The organism is Aurantibrevibacter litoralis (genome assembly GCF_034651555.1).
GTDB classification, from domain to species: Bacteria; Bacteroidota; Bacteroidia; order Flavobacteriales; family Flavobacteriaceae; genus Aurantibrevibacter; species Aurantibrevibacter litoralis.
On the sequence record NZ_JAYEEQ010000009.1, the window covers coordinates 42,259 to 59,190 of the forward strand.

Consider the following 16,932-nt stretch of genomic DNA (forward strand, 5'->3'; position numbering starts at 1 on the left):
CATATTACAACCTTTCTCTCTGACCGGTAGCCATAAGAAATGCTTTTAAAAACAAATCGAGATCTCCGTTCATAACAGCCTCCACATTACCGGTTTCGGCACCGGTGCGCACGTCTTTAATTAGTTTATAAGGATGCATGACATAATTCCGTATTTGCGAGCCCCATTCTATTTTCATTTTAGCGGCCTCTATGTCTTCTCTTGCCGCCATTTTTTTTCGCAGTTCTATTTCATAAAGTTGCGATTTTAAAAGTTTCATGGCGTTTTCTCGGTTTTCCAGTTGGGATCGGGTTTCGGAATTATGAATTACAATACCCGTAGGGTGATGGGTTAAAATAGCTTTGGTCTCTACTTTATTTACATTCTGCCCACCTGCACCTCCAGAACGCGCAAAGGCCCAAGAAATATCGGAAGCACTAATGGCGATATCTATAGTGTCATCTACCAGAGGGTACACATATACAGAAGCAAAAGAGGTATGCCGTTTGGCATTGCTATCGAATGGGGAAATACGCACCAATCGATGCACGCCATTTTCTCCTTTTAACCAACCGAAAGCATAGGCACCGTCAATTTCTAACGTAACTGTTTTTACGCCGGCGACATCGCCTTCCTGATAATTTATTTCTTTAACTTTAAATCCATTTTTTTCACTCCACATCAGATACATTCTCATAAGCATGGCAGCCCAATCACAACTTTCGGTACCCCCTGCACCGGCCGTTATTTGTATAATAGCTGGCAAATCGTCGCCTTCCTCGGAAAGCATGTTCCGAAACTCTAAATCCTCAATGGAAGCAAGCGCCTTGGTGTAGGCATTTTCTACTTCTTCTTCCCCAATCGCGCCGTCTTTCAGAAACTCCAATAACACCTCCACATCGCCTACTTGTTCTTTAGCGGCGTTGAAATCATCTACCCATTTTTTTTTGGATTGAATGGTTTTAATGTGAGCTTGTGCTTTCTCAGGATAATCCCAAAAATCCGGGGCGAGCGTTTTTTCTTCCTCGTTCTCTATTTCTATACACTTGTTGTCCAAGTCAAAGATACCTCCTTAACGCACCAAGGCGCTCAAGAAGATCTTTGGTAAGATCTGTAGTTATCATAGCTTCTAAATTTTGTCAAAAATAAGGTTATTTTCTGTGGATTGATAGGTTTAAATCTCAATTATTGTTGTGCTATAACCTGAACGGAATGTTTCGTTTCGTTTTTACCTATTCCATAGATAACACCTTTTAACGGAGCACAATCATTATAATCTTTACCATGTGCTATTTTTAAATGATCGGATGACGCTAAAATACGATTGGTAGGGTCGAAACCTATCCACCCTACAAGAGGCACATACGCTTCTACCCAAGCATGCATTTGAGAATCCCCGAAATAACCCAGCCCTTGATGTAGGTATCCCGATACATACCGTACAGGAATGCCATTTTGTCTGGAAATAGCCGAGAATAAATGAGCGTAATCTTGACAAACGCCCTGCCTTTTTAAAAAGAGTTCATGTAATTCGGTATCTACATGGGTTACTCCCGCTTTAAAATGGATAAACTCTGAAACCCAAGTATTTAATTTTTGTAAATTGGTAAAGATCGATTGGGTATCATCAAAAAGAAATATCGTTTCGTTTTCGGGTGGAAGGGTTGTAAACTTGGTACGCTTCAAAAAGGGTTCAAAATCGATTTTAAAATCTAAACTATTGCGTATGGCATATTCTTTTTCAGGACTGTTGAAAGTATTGAAATCAAACGGATTTATATCGTTTTTTAAAACTTTGAATGTTGCCTTTAGCGCAAATTCAGTAAACTTATGTACACATCTTATTCGCAATGTTTGAAATCCATACCCATTTACAGAAAACTGATGGTCAGCTCCTAAGGAATTCTCATAATACGACGAAATAAGCTCCTGATCGGCATTGTTCTCCGGTAAGATCAGAAACTGCCAATCAGCCTTATGTACCCCATCTTGGTAATGGTTTGTAGTAGTGTAAGTTACCGTATATTCTAGAGGCATCGATGTTATTTTTGGTACAAGTTTAAACATTTTTGGATAAGGGTATAGCGCTAGTGTGCCCTATGAAAATTGGGTGAAATAGTTTAGAATTAACCGGCATAACGAATTAAAGCAGGAAAGGGTAAAAGTAAGGATTAGTAATTAAAAAATTCTTTTTCCATTTTATTACCAATGAGCATTAAATTAGACAATATATTTTCGATAAAGCCTTGCACATTTTCTTCTATTTCTTCCGCATATTTATGTTCACATTCGGCCTTTACCTTGCTTACTAAAAAAGAGGTCGAATTTTTAGAGGGGTTTTTGTGTTGATCTAAAACCCTGATATGCTTGTGCACCTGATTTAAACTATTCATTACCGATCTGGGACAATCAGGATTTAGAACTAAAAATTCTAGGGTTGAAATACTATTGGGTGTTTTTTTGTAAAAGCGACGCATCATATCATACGATTCGGCGCATTTAAGCAGGGTGATCCATTCAAAACTATTGGCAATTTGGTCTCCGTAACTACCTCTTGCTTTTAACGCATCGTTATATTTCGCATTGATGATACGAATAATTTGAGTGGCACGCTCAATGTTCAATCCCATCATTATTATGGCATATACCTCATCATGTAAGAGGGTTCCTCTAATTTTACCTCTTAATATAGCGGTCATTTCGGTAACATTTACCGTAAAATCATACAACCCCCTTTTGGTAAATGTTTCTATATCGTAGTTTAATACAAAATGGTAAAATTTGTTTATGGATTCGTACAATTCTGTAGAGATGACATCGCGAGCACTATTGGCATTTTCTCGAACGTATTTTACATTGCTGATTATTGAATAGGGCATTTGCGGGTTTAAACCGATATCATACAGGACTTTTTCCTCATTTAGAACCTGCGAATCATCATGCTCAGGTTCCCCAATCATAAAAAGCATTGACCTTAAAACAAATTGCCGGGACTGCGATACTTGGTTAGGGGCATCTAAGGACGAAAAATAATTTACGTTTAAATAACGGGCTATGTGTTCCGTACGTTCTATATACCGTCCCATCCAAAAAAGATTATTTGCTACTCGTGCTAACATAAGATCGATTTATTTTTTTAAAACCCAGGTGTCTTTGGATCCGCCTCCTTGTGATGAATTTACTACTAAATTACCTCGTTGTAACGCAACACGCGTTAAACCGCCTTTTAAGACAAAATCCTTGTCTTTTCCCAGTAGGGTAAACATCCTGAGGTCTACATGACGTTGCTCAAAAGATTCGGTCTCGTCTATGTACGTCGGATGCACGGAAAGAGACATTATAGGCTGCGCTATATATTTTCGTGGTTGTTGTATGATTTGTTTTTTTACGACTTCAATTTCAGAGGTGCTTAGTTTGTTTCCTATAGAAATGCCGTAACCACCAGATTCGTCTACCGGTTTTATGACCAATTCGGCAATATGTTCCAATACATATTTAAGTTCGTCGGGCCTACTGCAATGATAGGTGTGCACATTGTTGAGAATAGGTTTTTCATCTAAATAATATTTTATAATTTCTGGCATATACGTGTACACCGCCTTATCATCTGCAACACCGGTACCTGGGGCATTGGCCAAACATACGTTCCCTTTTTTGTACGCGGCAAAAAGTCCGGGAACACCACAGGCAGAGTCGGGTCTAAATTCTAAAGGATCTAGAAACGGATCATCAATTCGCCTGTAAATGACATCAACTTTCTCCGGTCCGCGGATGGTTTTCATATACACAAAATCATTTTCTACAAATAAATCCCGGCCTTCCACCAATTCTACGCCCATCGCCTTGGCCAAATAAGAATGTTCGTAATAGGCCGAGTTATAAATACCGGGGGTAATAACGACGCAGGTAGGCACATCTACGCCATGTGGTTTTACACTTTCTAAAATGTCTAATAAATTTTCGGCATAATTAGTTACCGTATGGGTATGGTAATGATTAAAAACACCAAAGAGGGCTCTTTTTAAAGCGGTACGGTTGCAAATGACATAGCTTACACCGGAAGGACAACGAATGTTGTCCTCTAAAACATAGTAACGACCATCCGCATGTTTAATAATATCAGTACCGGAAATATGATTATATATACCGCCTGGCGGATCTAAGCCAATCATTTGATCCAGATAATTGACCGAAGAACCTATTAAATCCATAGGGACGATCTTGTCTTTAATGATTTTTTTGTCGTGATAAATATCCCACAGAAAAAGATTTAGTGCCCGACTTCGTTGAATGGCTCCGGTTTCAATAATTTCCCATTCGTTCGGCGCAATGATCCTAGGGAAAAGATCAAAAGGAAATATTTTTTCTTTTGTTTCTTGTTCCCCATATACCTGAAAGGTTATGCCCTGATTAAAAAAGGAGGCTTTTGCTTTGTTGTTCAATTGCACATAGTCCTTTATAGAATGATCCCCATAAAGATCAAAAAGTGTTTGATACACTTCTTTAGAAGCACCATTAGGATCAAAAACCTCATCAAAAAGAGATTCGTTTTTTTGGTAGGAAGAAAAAATTGATTTTTCGGAATTCGTATTCATAACGTTTTATAATAAGAGTGAAATCGCATTTGTTTTTAGCGCTTCATAAAGTAGACCTGCTTCATAACTGCCCAAAAACGCATTGAAGTTGAAACACTTGTTCAACTAATGATTCTTAAGGTACGCATTTTTAGGCAACAAAAGAAAATTTACACAGCAATCTGGGTCTTGTTTTGTAGCCTAGCTAATTATAAGCCTGTATTTTTATCATTTCCCTTATTTTGGTGCCAAAAATATATGGAGAAATTTTTTATACCTTTAAAATTCAAAAACCACTCACAATGAAACATACCGTTACCTACCTCTTTTTTCTTTTGTTTTGTTTAGGAAAAGGATATTCCCAATTTTTTGAAAAGAGTTCAGGTTTTCAAAAATTTCAAGGCCTCTACACCTTTTATTATGACGAAAAAAAAGACAAGATTTATTTAGAAGTACCTCGTTTAGGCGAGGAGCTGCTTTATGTCTATTCCTTAAGCAGTGGTATTGGCAGTAATGATATTGGTCTGGATCGGGGTCAATTGGGCAATGAGCAAGTGGTCTATTTTCAAAAGGCAGGTACTAAATTGCTTTTGGTACAGCCCAATTTAATGTACAGAGCACATACCGAAAATGCCTTGGAGAAAAAATCGGTAACACAAGCCTTTGCCAAGTCAGTTCTTTTTGGCTTTCCTATAGAGGAAGAGAAAAACGGCACCTACATTATAGACCTTACCGATTTTTTGATGCAAGATGTTCATGGTGTCGCCAAACGATTAAAAGATAACGATCAGGGAAGTTATAGTTTAGATAAATACAAAAGTGCCCTAGCATTAGACCGAACAAAAGCGTTCCCTAAAAACATTGAGTTCGATGTAACCCTTACCTTTAGTGGAGAGGCCAAAGGAGCGCATATTAAATCGGTGACACCAAATCCCAATTTAGTTACCGTAGCGCAGCATCATTCATTTATAGCTTTACCCGATAGCAATTTTGAGCAGCGTGTTTTTGACCCCAGAAGCGGTTCTTATCCTTTTTCGTACTATGATTATGCCACCCCGGTGCAAGAACCTATTCTAAAACGATTTATTACAAGACATCGTCTAAAAAAGAAAGATCCGGAAGCTGCATTGAGTGAAGCGGTAGCGCCTATAGTGTATTATTTAGATAACGGAACTCCGGAGCCTGTGCGTTCTGCATTAATAGAGGGTGGAAAATGGTGGAATGAGGCCTTCGAAGCCATCGGTTACAAAGACGCCTTTCAGATAAAAATACTTCCGGACGATGCAGATCCTTTAGATGTGCGCTACAATGTAATTCAGTGGGTACACCGTTCTACTAGAGGTTGGAGCTATGGAAGCAGCATCACCGATCCGCGTACAGGAGAAATTTTGAAAGGTCACGTGAGTCTCGGAAGTCTTCGTATTCGTCAAGATTTTCTTATTGCACAGGCGTTAATGAATAAACCCTTTGCCAAAAATGATGACAATTACAGCCCCATGCTAGAGCTTGCTTTAGCCCGAATTCGCCAACTTTCTGCTCATGAAATTGGGCATACTCTAGGATTCTCACATAATTTCGCGGCCAGTACCAATAATAGGGCTTCGGTAATGGATTATCCACATCCTATGGTTACCCTAAAAAACGGCCACATCGATTTTTCTAAAGCATATAGCACAGGCATAGGGGCATGGGACAAAGTAACGGTAGCATATTCCTATTCCGAATTTAAAAAAGACAGGAACGAAAGAGAAGCTCTAAATAAGTTGTTAGTGGAGGCACAAGAGGCAGGGCTACGGTACATTTCCGATCGGGATGCACGCCCGCAAGGTGGTGCGCACGCTTTGGCTCATTTATGGGACAACGGTGCAGATGCCATATCTAACTTAGACGAAATGCTTCAATTACGTACCGTGGCCATTCGCAATTTTTCGATGGATAATATTCGCCAAAATGAACCATATTCCGTTTTAGAGGATGTTTTTGTTCCTTTATATTTTTTTCACAGATACCAAACTGAAGCTGTTGCCAAAGTTATTGGAGGGCTAGATTATAATTATGCTGTTAAAGGTGATGGCCAAATGACGGTTACAGGAATTGCGAAAACAACCCAAGTAAACGCCTTACAAACCATCTTGAAAACACTAGATGCCGAAACTTTAGCTATTCCGGAAGATAAACTTTTTCTCTTTCCGCCCAGAGCAATCGGCTATGATCGCAGTAGAGAGTCTTTTAAAGGAAAGACCGGGGTTGCTTTTGATGCCCTTTCTGCTCCAGAGACGGCGGCAGACATGACACTTGCCCTACTATTGCATCCGGAGCGGGCCTCCCGACTGGTACAACAAAAAAGTCTAGATACCAAACAACTTGGCTTGGACGAGGTTTTAGATGAGCTCCTTCAACATACGATTGAAAAAAATCATAAGAATCCTTACCACAGCGAAGTACAGCAAAACATTAATTTTCGGGTCTTGTTTCATATCATGAATTTGGTAGCTTCGGATAAGGTACATCCGCAAGTGAATGCCATTGCCAATGAAAAATTAAAAAATTCAAAAAGCCTGCTATTCGCTCGGAAAACGGGCATAGCACAAGAGATGATTCGCAGAATAGATAATTTTTACAATCACCCGGAACTGTTCAAGGTGGTTCCCGCACCCATAATTCCAGACGGTTCGCCTATTGGAATGGATTGTTTCGATTAATTTAGGGCGATGGAAATAAATCTGATTAGCGATACGGTAACCAAGCCTACCAAAGATATGCTTCGCGCAATGATGAGGGCAGAAGTGGGAGATGATGTCTTTAAGAATGATCCGTCGGTAAATGCATTAGAAACCAAATTGGCGGCATTTTTCGGGATGGATGCAGCCCTATTTTTTCCAAGTGGCACCATGGCCAACCAAACTGCTATAAAGTTACATACCCAACCCGGCGAACAACTCATTTGTGATACGTATGCACATGTGTACAATTATGAAGGTGGAGGCGTTAGCTTTAATAGTGGAGTATCGTGCAAATTGGTTGTTGGGCATCGCGGTATGATGACGGCCGAACAGGTGCAAGCCGCAATTAATCCACCTGATTTTTATCACAGTCCTTTAACCTCTTTAGTTTGCATCGAAAATACAACGAACAAGGGTGGTGGTGCGTGCTGGGATGTGGCAGAGTTAACGCGAATTAAAAAGGTTTGCGCAACCAACGGATTGTCATTTCATTTAGATGGCGCCCGCTTGTGGAATGCCTTGGTTGCCACACGAGAATCGCCCAAAACCTTCGGAGCACTATTCGATACCATAAGTGTATGCCTCAGCAAGGGGTTAGGCTGTCCTGTAGGTTCTGTTCTTTTAGGAAATTCCGAGATGATGAAAAACGCTCTACGAGTACGTAAGGTATTGGGCGGAGGTATGCGGCAAGCAGGATATTTGGCCGCTGCAGGAATCTATGCACTGGAGCATCACGTAGATCGCTTAATCGAAGACCATGAACGAGCCGCAGAAATTGGTGCCACACTCCAAACACTTCACTATGTAAAAAAGGTTGAACCTATAGAAACAAATATCATTATTTTCGAAATTGATGAAAAGGTATTTACGGAAGCCTTGTTTCTTCAGAAATTAAAGGAACACCAGATTCAAATCATTGGAATGGGACAAGGGAAATGGCGCATGGTAACGCATTTAGATTACACAGACGATAAGCACAAAACCCTTCTTGCCATTCTAAAGCAACTGTAACCTAAACCCTATGGCAATATACTAACCGAGAGCTGATTTAAAATTTTTAATTCCATTTTCTAAACCAGGCTCAGAATCGTATAAATTACCATGACCCACAATGTGCCCGAGATTATTTTTAAGTGTGAAAAAAAATTGGCCATGATGATCTGTGTGTCGATCTACATAAAAACTATCCTCAAAAGAAGTATTCAATTTTTCAATGAGTTCATTCACTTCTTCTTCGGAGCGGTACGTGGTGCTAGAAAATAAGATGCCGCCCGTTTTAGTCCTTATACTAAAACCGTAATTACCATGTCCTTCCTTACGTAGTACAACCATAAAACACCTTTAAGAGTTCTTCTAAGTACCGTATTATACTATGATCTAAAATTACTAGTGATGCGTTAACTTTTTAAAATTTTGTTCAATCCCTTTATACACGGGAAATTAAAAGCGTTCTTTGATTTTTTGATTTGATTTGGCCGATATCTTGGCGGTTTGTTAAACTGACCGTCATGAATTCTGGAAAATATGTTTTTGCCCAACTCCTTGAGTATATAAGCAGGTACGAGTTCGAGAAATGTGTAAAAAGGCACAACGGAGATTACAGGGCCCGGGATTTCAACTGTTGGAACCAGTTCATCCAGTTGTTCTTCGGACAGCTGACTTCCAGGAATTCCCTAAGGGACATCGCGACCTGCCTCAGGGCCCACAGGAACAAACTCTACCACCTCGGCTTTAGTGGACATGTCAACCAATCGTCGCTGTCGCGTGCCAACGAGCGACGGGACTGGAGGATATTCGCGGAATTCGGACAGTACCTTGTGGACCTGGTCCGGCCAATGTATGCCCATAGTCAGGTCCCCAATGTCAAACTGGACAACGAGGTCTTCGCATTGGATTCCACCACGATTTTCCTTAGCCTTGCGCTGTTCCGATGGGCGCCCGGGAAATATTCAAGGGGAGCCGTTAAGGTCCATGCGCTGTTGGATCTGAGGGGGAACATCCCGTCCTTTATACTGGTGAGCGATGGAAAGTACCACGATAGCAACGTTCTCGACCTATTAGTGCCCGTACCCGGTGCGGTCTATCTCATGGACAAGGCCTACGTCGACTTCGAGGCGCTTTACCGAATGGATACGGCCGGGGCCTTTTTCGTCTCAAGGGCGAAGTCCAACATGGACTACAGCGTTGTGGAACAGAACTACAACATCGATCCGGCATCAGGTCTGAGAACGGACAGGACCGTGGCCCTTAACGGGCATAGGTCGAAAAAGCTCTACCCCGGACCCCTTAGGCTCGTGGAATACCATGACCAGGAAAGCGATGTCGATCTCCTTTTCCTGACCAACAACATGGAAGTGTCCGCTCTCGAGGTCGCCAAACTGTACCGCAACAGATGGCAGACAGAGACCTTCTTCAAATGGATCAAGCAGAACCTGGCCATAAAGAAACTTTGGGGGCACTCGGAAAATGCCGTCAACATCCATATCTGGGTAGCGATCTGCACTTATTTGGTAGTGGCACACGTAAAACATTCCTTAAAAAGCGAGCTGTCCATTTATGAGATAATCCAAATATTAGGTATCTCCGCCATAGACAAGACTCCTTTGCAGGAGTTGCTCACCGAGCCGAAATCAAATCAAAATGTCAATGAACAGATGAATTTATTTAGCGATTAAATTTTAACGCATCAGTACTAATCTAAAATTAATAAACCAAAGAAGATGTACTTAAATTGCGATTCTATTTGAAAAAAGTGTCCAAACCCGGAATTTGGGGCATACCTTCCTTTGCTATGGCACCAAGTTCTGCCTCATTACGTTTTCTTGCCTTGGCTAGTGCCTTGTTCAATACTAGGTTCAAGGATGCTTCTAAGGCCACTTTATCTGTAAGCAGGCTATCGGCAATATGAATTTGCGTTATAACACTATTTGCGGTAAGCCTTACCTTAAGAAGACCGTTGGCATCTTGTTCCTCAATACAGACATGGTCTAAGCTATCTTTTGTTTTCTGAATTTTTGCTTGGGTCTCTTTTATTTTACCCATCATTCCCATTAAATCGCCTAACATATGTTTCTTTTTTTTTCTTGTTTAAAAATACTAATTTGCCGAATACTAACGAAGTAATTATGTATACGATATGCAAAATTGCAACTGTTTTTTTATTTAGTCTTATTTTCGCACTTTCTTGCACAAACCCTAAAAATAGCGATTTGCAGATGAGCGCACCCAAGGCCAAAAAAATCCCGAAGGAATTAAGAACGCATAACGACCTTAGAATTGATCATTATTTTTGGCTTAAGGATCGAGAAGACCCTGAGGTAATTGCCTATCTCAATGAGGAAAATGCATATTTTGAAGCGAAAACAAGCCATACAAAAGATTTTCAGGCAGCCCTTTTTGAAGAAATGAAATCCCGAATAAAAGAGGACGATGCCTCTGTACCATACAAACACAATGGATATTGGTATGCTACTCGGTATGAATTGGGTGGAGAATATCCCATTTACGCCAGACATAAGGAAAAAGTGGATGCCCCCGAAGAAATTATGTTCAATTGTAACGCTTTGGCCAAGGATCAGGAGTATTTCAATTTAGGAGGGCTAAACATTAGCCGAGATAACGAACTGGCCGCTTTTGGTGTAGATACCGTTGGTAGGCGACAGTATTATATTCAAATCAAGAATTTACAAACCGGAGAACTATATCCGGATAAGATAGATGATACCACGGGAGGTTCTGTATGGGCAGATGACCACAAGACACTCTTCTACACAAGAAAGGATCCGGTTACCTTGCGTTCAGATAAAATATACAAACATATCTTGGGTACACCTACTGAAGAGGATCAATTGGTGTATCATGAAGAAGACGAAACTTTCGATACCTTTATTTACCGTTCAAAGTCGGAGAAATACCTTATCATAGGATCAACAAGTACACTAACTTCGGAGTATCGTTTAGCGCGCACAGACGATCCATCCTTTACCTTCAAAATTTTTTCTCCAAGAGAAAGAGGTCTGGAGTATTCCATTTCGCACTATAAAAAGGAATTTTATATTTTGACGAATAAGGACGGAGCTACGAATTTTAAGTTGATGCAAGCCACGGAAAACCAGACCGAAGCTATACATTGGAAGGAGTTTATACCGCATCGGGAAGATGTTTTGTTGGAAGATATCGACATTTTTAAAGATCATTATGTGCTTTCTGAAAGGGAAAATGGGCTGTCCAAACTAAAAATTGCGCGTTGGGATAGAAAAGAAACCTATTACCTTCCTTTTAATAATGAAACGTACAACGCCTATGTGGGAACCAATCCTGATTTTGATACGGAGATATTGCGATATGGGTATAATTCCCTTACAACGCCAAGTTCTGTAATCGACTTTAACATGCGTACCCGGGAGAAAGAGATAAAGAAGGAGCAAGAAGTCTTGGGAGGTACATTTAAAAAAGAAAATTACGTATCCGAACGCATTTGGGCTACAGCGCGCGATGGAGTAAAGATACCTATGTCTTTAGTATACCATAGAGACACTAAACGAGACGGTACTAGCCCGTTATTGCAATACGCCTACGGCTCCTATGGATATACCGTAGACCCTTCTTTTTCTACCGTTCGCCTAAGTTTGTTAGATAGGGGGTTTATTTATGTTATTGCGCATGTACGAGGTGGAGAATATTTAGGGCGAAAGTGGTACGAGGAAGGGAAATTATTAAAAAAGAAAAATAGCTTTACCGATTTTATAGATTGCTCCCAATTTCTAATTAATCAAAAATACACCTCCCCCAATCACTTGTATGCCATGGGGGGCTCGGCTGGAGGTTTACTCATGGGTGCTGTTATGAACATGGCTCCTGAACTTTACAATGGCGTTATTGCGGCTGTTCCTTTTGTAGATGTGGTAACCACAATGCTCGACGAGTCTATACCCTTAACTACCGGAGAATATGATGAATGGGGCAATCCAAATGATAAAATATACTATGAGTATATGAAATCGTATTCACCCTATGACAATGTGGCGGCCTTGAAGTATCCAAACACTTTGGTTACTACAGGATTGCACGATTCTCAAGTGCAATACTTTGAACCCGCCAAATGGGTGGCCAAGTTAAGAGCACTGAAAACAGGAGACACTATGATATTGCTTCATGTTAATATGGATGCCGGACATGGAGGCGCATCAGGACGTTTTGAATCGCTTAAAGAAGTGGCGAAGGAGTACACTTTTTTACTAGATTTGGAGGGCAAAGTCGATTAATTAAAAAAAAAGCTTAATTTTGTTGCGGGTTTTTTGTTTTTTATCCTAATAAAAAGCCCTCCATAAACTAGAAAAGCCTATATGGAACATACGATAAACGCTTACAATAATATCCTTGAACTTATAGGAAATACCCCACTAGTACGACTTAATAATATAACAGCAGCCCTTTCAGGTAATTTTTTCGCAAAAATGGAATCTTGTAATCCCGGTCATTCCTCAAAAGACAGGATTGCGGCATACATTATTGAAGATGCGGAACAAAAAGGCATTTTAACCAAAGGCAATACCATTATTGAAACCACTTCCGGAAATACCGGATTTAGCATTGCAATGGTGAGTATCATAAAGGGATACGACTGTATTTTAGCAGTAAGTTCTAAGTCTTCACAAGATAAGATAGACATGCTCCGCACCATGGGTGCCAAAGTGTATGTTTGTCCTGCCCATGTTAGCGCAGATGATCCAAGATCATATTATCAGGTAGCGAAAAGGTTGCACGAAGAAACAAAGGGTTCAGTATACATCAACCAATATTTTAATGCGCTAAATAGTGAGGCGCACTACAAAACTACAGGTCCTGAAATTTGGGAGCAAACCAATGGTCATATTACCCATTTGGTAACTTGTAGTGGCACAGGTGGTACCATATCCGGAACCGGCAAGTTTTTAAAGGAACAAAATCCAAATATCCGAATCATTGGTGTAGATGCCTTCGGTTCGGTGTTAAAAAAATATCATGAAACCGGCGAATTTGATTCCAATGAAATATATCCTTATCGCATTGAAGGCTTAGGAAAAAACCTCATTCCGGGTACCACAGATTTTGATGTTATTGATGAATTTATTAAAGTATCTGATGAAGATAGTGCCCATAGTGCCCGTGAATTATGTAGAACCGAAGGTATTTTTGCGGGTTATACCAGTGGTGCCGTCATTCAAGCAGTAAAGCAATTAAGTGCCGAAGGTGAGTTTCATAAGAATAGTAATGTCGTTGTAATACTTCCCGATCACGGATCGCGGTATATGAGTAAAATTTATAGCGATCAGTGGATGAACAATCAAGGCTTTTTCGATGTGAAAAATGTGGAAGAGAAGCAGCAAGTTCAATTTATAAAGTAGGTAGGTGATACGTACCTATAAGAATAAAATAAAAGCAAGAACCAACAACCATTAGTTTCTTCTCTAAATAAATATGCGCAATACAATTCAAAAATGCATATTTTTGCTTTAAAATCAATCCTGGTTACATGAGAGACTTATTTGATAGAATTATTGAAAATAAAGGTCCTTTAGGCAAATGGGCTTCACAAGCAGAAGGTTATTTTGTTTTTCCCAAACTAGAAGGTCCTATTTCTAATAGAATGAAATTCCAAGGTAAAGATGTCATTACCTGGAGCATAAACGATTATCTTGGACTTGCCAGCCTGCCTGAAATTAAAAAAGTGGATGGCGAAGCAGCCATGGAACACGGTGCCGCTTACCCTATGGGCGCGCGGATGATGAGTGGCCATACCGATTTTCATGAGCAATTAGAAAATGAATTGGCCGCTTTTGTAAATAAAGAGGCCGCTTACCTTTTAAATTTTGGCTATCAGGGTATTATGTCGGCTATTGATGCCTTAGTTGCCAAAGACGATATTATCGTATACGATGTAGATTCTCATGCCTGTATTATAGATGGGGTTAGACTTCACATGGGCAAACGCTTTACCTTTAAGCACAACGATGTGGAGAGTTTAGAAAAAAATCTCGATCGGGCAACTAAAATGGCGGAACAAACCGGTGGTGGAATTTTAGTAATTACCGAAGGTGTTTTTGGAATGCGTGGCGAGCAAGGAAAACTTAGAGAGATAGTAGCCTTAAAAGAAAAGTTTCAGTTTCGTCTTTTGGTAGATGATGCTCATGGTTTTGGAACCTTAGGAAAAACAGGCGCAGGAGCAGGGGAGGAGCAAGGTGTACAAGATGGTATTGATGTGTATTTTGCCACTTTTGCGAAATCCATGGCGGGTATTGGTGCTTTTTTAGCAGCCGACAAGGAAGTTATCAATTATTTAAAATACAATTTGCGTTCTCAAATGTTTGCCAAATCGCTCCCTATGATTTTTGTAAAGGGTGCGCTAAAACGGTTAGATATGTTGCGTTCCATGCCAGAGTTAAAAGCCAAACTATGGGAGAACGTAAACGCATTGCAAAATGGTTTAAAAAGCAAAGGATTTAACATAGGAAATACTAATACCTGTGTTACCCCGGTGTACCTTAATGGAAGCATCCCGGAAGCCATGGCATTGGTAAAAGATTTACGAGAAAACTTTGGTATTTTTTGTTCTATTGTGGTGTACCCCGTTATTCCTAAAGGACTTATTCTCCTTAGAATGATACCGACCGCAACTCATACCATAGAAGATATTACCATTACGTTAGACGCCTTTTCTGCAATTCGCGATCGTTTAGAGAACGGAACATACAAAAGACTTTCTGCGGCGGTTGCGGCTGCCATGGGCGAATAACATAAATTCGTAGTTAAAATTAAATCCCAACCGCAACGTTGGGATTTTTTTATTTTAAGGACGGATGCTATTCCAGATTCTCCCGTTTTGTTGTAATTCACCACAAGTAAACCCTTTGTATGCTTAGATTTAATAACGCAAATAAGGATTCCTGACACGCATGGCGGGTCTAACAAATTCCACTAAAAAGGGAGGTATATATTCTTTTAAGCAAAAAACCATATCAATCTGATATTTAGATTAATATGGTTTTTAAATGCGGAGGAAGAGGGATTCGAACCCCCGGAGGTGTGACCCTCAACAGTTTTCAAGACTGCCGCAATCGACCACTCTGCCATTCCTCCAAAATAAGTCCAAAGGGTACCCTTTGGCGGGTGCAAATATAATAACCCTTTTCATTCTTTAAAAGGTTTTAGACATTATTTATCTTCTGCCTGTCATTTATTTCCTTAATCCGCTATTTTTGTGCCATGGAAGCATGGTATTATTATGTGGCTTTGGCTGCTGTTGGTTTTTTAGTAGGTTTTCTAAATACCCTTGCCGGCGGTGGATCCTTGTTGAGTTTACCCATTTTAATTTTTCTTGGCTTACCTCCAAGTGTAGCTAATGGCACCAACCGAATCGCAGTTTTGGTACAGGGAATCGCCAATGTAGCCGGTTACAAAAGCAAAGGTATAGAGGTAAGTTCTAAATTTATTTGGTTTTTATCCCTTGCCGCTGCAGTCGGAACCGTCATAGGATCTAAACTGGCCTTAGAAATAGACGATAAACTTTTCAACCGAATATTGGCCGTGGTAATGTTGCTAATGGTACTTTTAATGATTTTTCAACCCAAAACACCCGTAGCGACATTTACGGAAAGGCTTACAGGAAAGTTTAATGTTTGGGGATTTGTAGCTTTCTTTTTTATAGGTATCTATGGGGGCTTCATACAGGCGGGCACAGGCATCTTCATGCTACTGGCACTCTCTTCTATAAACAGAATTAGTTTAATGAAATCAAACGTCATTAAGGCAGTTGTTATGCTCGCCTATACGGTGGTAGCTGTTATTTTTTTTGGTCTCAGTGGAAAACTAAATTGGGAAATAGGGTTAACTTTGGCCTCGGGTCAGGCTTTAGGCGGATGGATTACAAGTCGGTGGTCTGTAAATAAGGGAGATGGTATTGTCAAAATTTTAATGATTGTGGTCATTGCGGCCATGTCTGTAAAACTTTGGTTCTTCAATTAAAACGAAAACATGAGTAAAAGTATAAAAAATTTGGAATGGCGCTATGCCGTTAAAAAATTTGATGCGTTTAAGACGGTGTCTCCTAAAAAAATAGAAATTTTAAAACAAGCTTTTAATCTAACGGCTACTTCTTATGGTTTGCAACCAATTACGTTGGTAATTGTACAAAACAAAGAGTTTCAACAACGGCTACTTCCGTTTACGTATAATCAAGATCAAGTAGTGCAGGCCTCACATGTGTTGGTATTTTGCATTCAAAAAAACATAAGTACCGCCTACATCAATGCGTATTTTGATCGCGTTGCAAAAATTAGGAGTACCGAAGAACGTATTTTAGAGCCTTACCGAACGGCTTTAATTGCTGATTTTGCTAAGAAAACAAAAGACGATATAGCCCAATGGGCTACACAACAGGCCTATTTGGCTATGGGTAATTTGTTAACCATTTGTGCCCAAGAGAGAATAGATGCCTGCCCTATGGAAGGTTTTATACCGGAAAAATATGCCACAGTGCTGCATTTAGATACCAAAGAGCTACACCCCGTATTGGTGATGCCTATAGGGTATAGGGCAGAAGATGATCTCTTTTCAGATTTAAAAAAAGTACGGAAAAAAGTAACAGAAAGTGTTATTGAAATGTATTGATTCTATTT

Annotated in this window: 14 protein-coding genes and 1 tRNA gene; 8 read left to right on the forward strand and 7 right to left on the reverse strand. The window is 40.0% G+C overall.

The window, feature by feature from the left end:
- Positions 1-4 precede the first annotated feature (4 nt).
- The 4 genes from prfB to U1E44_RS09290 all read right to left on the reverse strand — a co-directional run bounded on the left by prfB (position 5) and on the right by U1E44_RS09290 (position 4,574).
- Positions 5-1,103, reverse strand: a protein-coding gene (prfB, locus tag U1E44_RS09275) for a peptide chain release factor 2 (protein WP_323673871.1) whose coding sequence is annotated in 2 segments (ribosomal slippage) — positions 5-1,039 and positions 1,041-1,103 — 1,098 coding nt in all. Because the reading frame shifts where the segments join, the coding sequence is not laid out codon by codon here.
- 61 nt (positions 1,104-1,164) lie between these two features.
- A complete protein-coding gene (locus tag U1E44_RS09280; protein ID WP_322930797.1) occupies positions 1,165-2,016 on the reverse strand; it encodes a transglutaminase-like domain-containing protein in 852 nt (283 codons plus the stop codon).
- 134 nt (positions 2,017-2,150) lie between these two features.
- Positions 2,151-3,098, reverse strand: a complete 948-nt coding sequence (locus U1E44_RS09285; protein WP_322930798.1) for an alpha-E domain-containing protein — start codon at positions 3,096-3,098, stop codon at positions 2,151-2,153.
- A 9-nt stretch (positions 3,099-3,107) separates the two neighbouring features.
- Complete coding sequence (locus U1E44_RS09290) at positions 3,108-4,574, reverse strand: circularly permuted type 2 ATP-grasp protein (RefSeq protein ID WP_322930799.1); 1,467 nt, start codon at positions 4,572-4,574, stop codon at positions 3,108-3,110.
- Between the two features lie 281 nt (positions 4,575-4,855).
- Between U1E44_RS09290 and U1E44_RS09295 the strand changes: the two genes are divergently transcribed.
- On the forward strand, positions 4,856-7,255 hold the full coding sequence (locus U1E44_RS09295) for a zinc-dependent metalloprotease (RefSeq protein WP_322930800.1): 2,400 nt from the start codon (positions 4,856-4,858) through the stop codon (positions 7,253-7,255).
- Positions 7,256-7,264: 9 nt separating this feature from the next.
- Positions 7,265-8,287, forward strand: coding sequence for a threonine aldolase family protein (locus U1E44_RS09300; protein ID WP_322930801.1), 1,023 nt, complete (start codon positions 7,265-7,267; stop codon positions 8,285-8,287).
- A 21-nt stretch (positions 8,288-8,308) separates the two neighbouring features.
- Here U1E44_RS09300 and U1E44_RS09305 read toward each other — a convergent pair whose 3' ends face one another.
- Positions 8,309-8,608, reverse strand: a complete 300-nt coding sequence (locus U1E44_RS09305) for a YegP family protein (protein WP_322930802.1) — start codon at positions 8,606-8,608, stop codon at positions 8,309-8,311.
- Between the two features lie 176 nt (positions 8,609-8,784).
- On the opposite strand from U1E44_RS09305, the gene U1E44_RS09310 reads away from it, so the two are divergent.
- Positions 8,785-9,951 (forward strand): IS4 family transposase, encoded by a 1,167-nt coding sequence (locus U1E44_RS09310; RefSeq protein ID WP_322930803.1) that lies wholly within the window; start codon positions 8,785-8,787, stop codon positions 9,949-9,951.
- 64 nt (positions 9,952-10,015) lie between these two features.
- Here U1E44_RS09310 and U1E44_RS09315 read toward each other — a convergent pair whose 3' ends face one another.
- Positions 10,016-10,342 carry a YbaB/EbfC family nucleoid-associated protein gene (locus tag U1E44_RS09315; RefSeq protein WP_322930804.1) on the reverse strand — a complete coding sequence of 109 codons (327 nt, stop codon included), beginning with the start codon at positions 10,340-10,342 and terminating at the stop codon, positions 10,016-10,018.
- Positions 10,343-10,401: 59 nt separating this feature from the next.
- Here U1E44_RS09315 and U1E44_RS09320 point away from each other — a divergent pair, with 59 nt between their 5' ends.
- From U1E44_RS09320 to U1E44_RS09330, 3 genes are all read left to right on the forward strand, one after another.
- Positions 10,402-12,540 carry a S9 family peptidase gene (locus U1E44_RS09320; protein ID WP_416242052.1) on the forward strand — a complete coding sequence of 713 codons (2,139 nt, stop codon included), beginning with the start codon at positions 10,402-10,404 and terminating at the stop codon, positions 12,538-12,540.
- An 81-nt stretch (positions 12,541-12,621) separates the two neighbouring features.
- The gene (locus tag U1E44_RS09325) at positions 12,622-13,662 is read left to right on the forward strand and encodes a PLP-dependent cysteine synthase family protein (RefSeq protein ID WP_322930806.1); all 1,041 of its coding nucleotides are present in this window, start codon (positions 12,622-12,624) and stop codon (positions 13,660-13,662) included.
- A gap of 128 nt (positions 13,663-13,790) precedes the next feature.
- Positions 13,791-15,050: an aminotransferase class I/II-fold pyridoxal phosphate-dependent enzyme gene (locus tag U1E44_RS09330; protein ID WP_322930807.1), complete on the forward strand. Its 1,260-nt coding sequence runs from the start codon at positions 13,791-13,793 to the stop codon at positions 15,048-15,050.
- A gap of 259 nt (positions 15,051-15,309) precedes the next feature.
- On the opposite strand, the gene U1E44_RS09335 is transcribed toward U1E44_RS09330, so the two are convergent.
- Positions 15,310-15,394 (reverse strand) — tRNA-Ser (locus tag U1E44_RS09335).
- 126 nt (positions 15,395-15,520) lie between these two features.
- Between U1E44_RS09335 and U1E44_RS09340 the strand changes: the two genes are divergently transcribed.
- Together U1E44_RS09340 and U1E44_RS09345 are read left to right on the forward strand one after the other, a co-directional pair.
- Positions 15,521-16,279, forward strand: a complete 759-nt coding sequence (locus U1E44_RS09340) for a sulfite exporter TauE/SafE family protein (RefSeq protein ID WP_322930808.1) — start codon at positions 15,521-15,523, stop codon at positions 16,277-16,279.
- 9 nt (positions 16,280-16,288) lie between these two features.
- Positions 16,289-16,924, forward strand: a complete 636-nt coding sequence (locus tag U1E44_RS09345; protein ID WP_322930809.1) for an NAD(P)H-dependent oxidoreductase — start codon at positions 16,289-16,291, stop codon at positions 16,922-16,924.
- Positions 16,925-16,932: the final 8 nt, after the last annotated feature.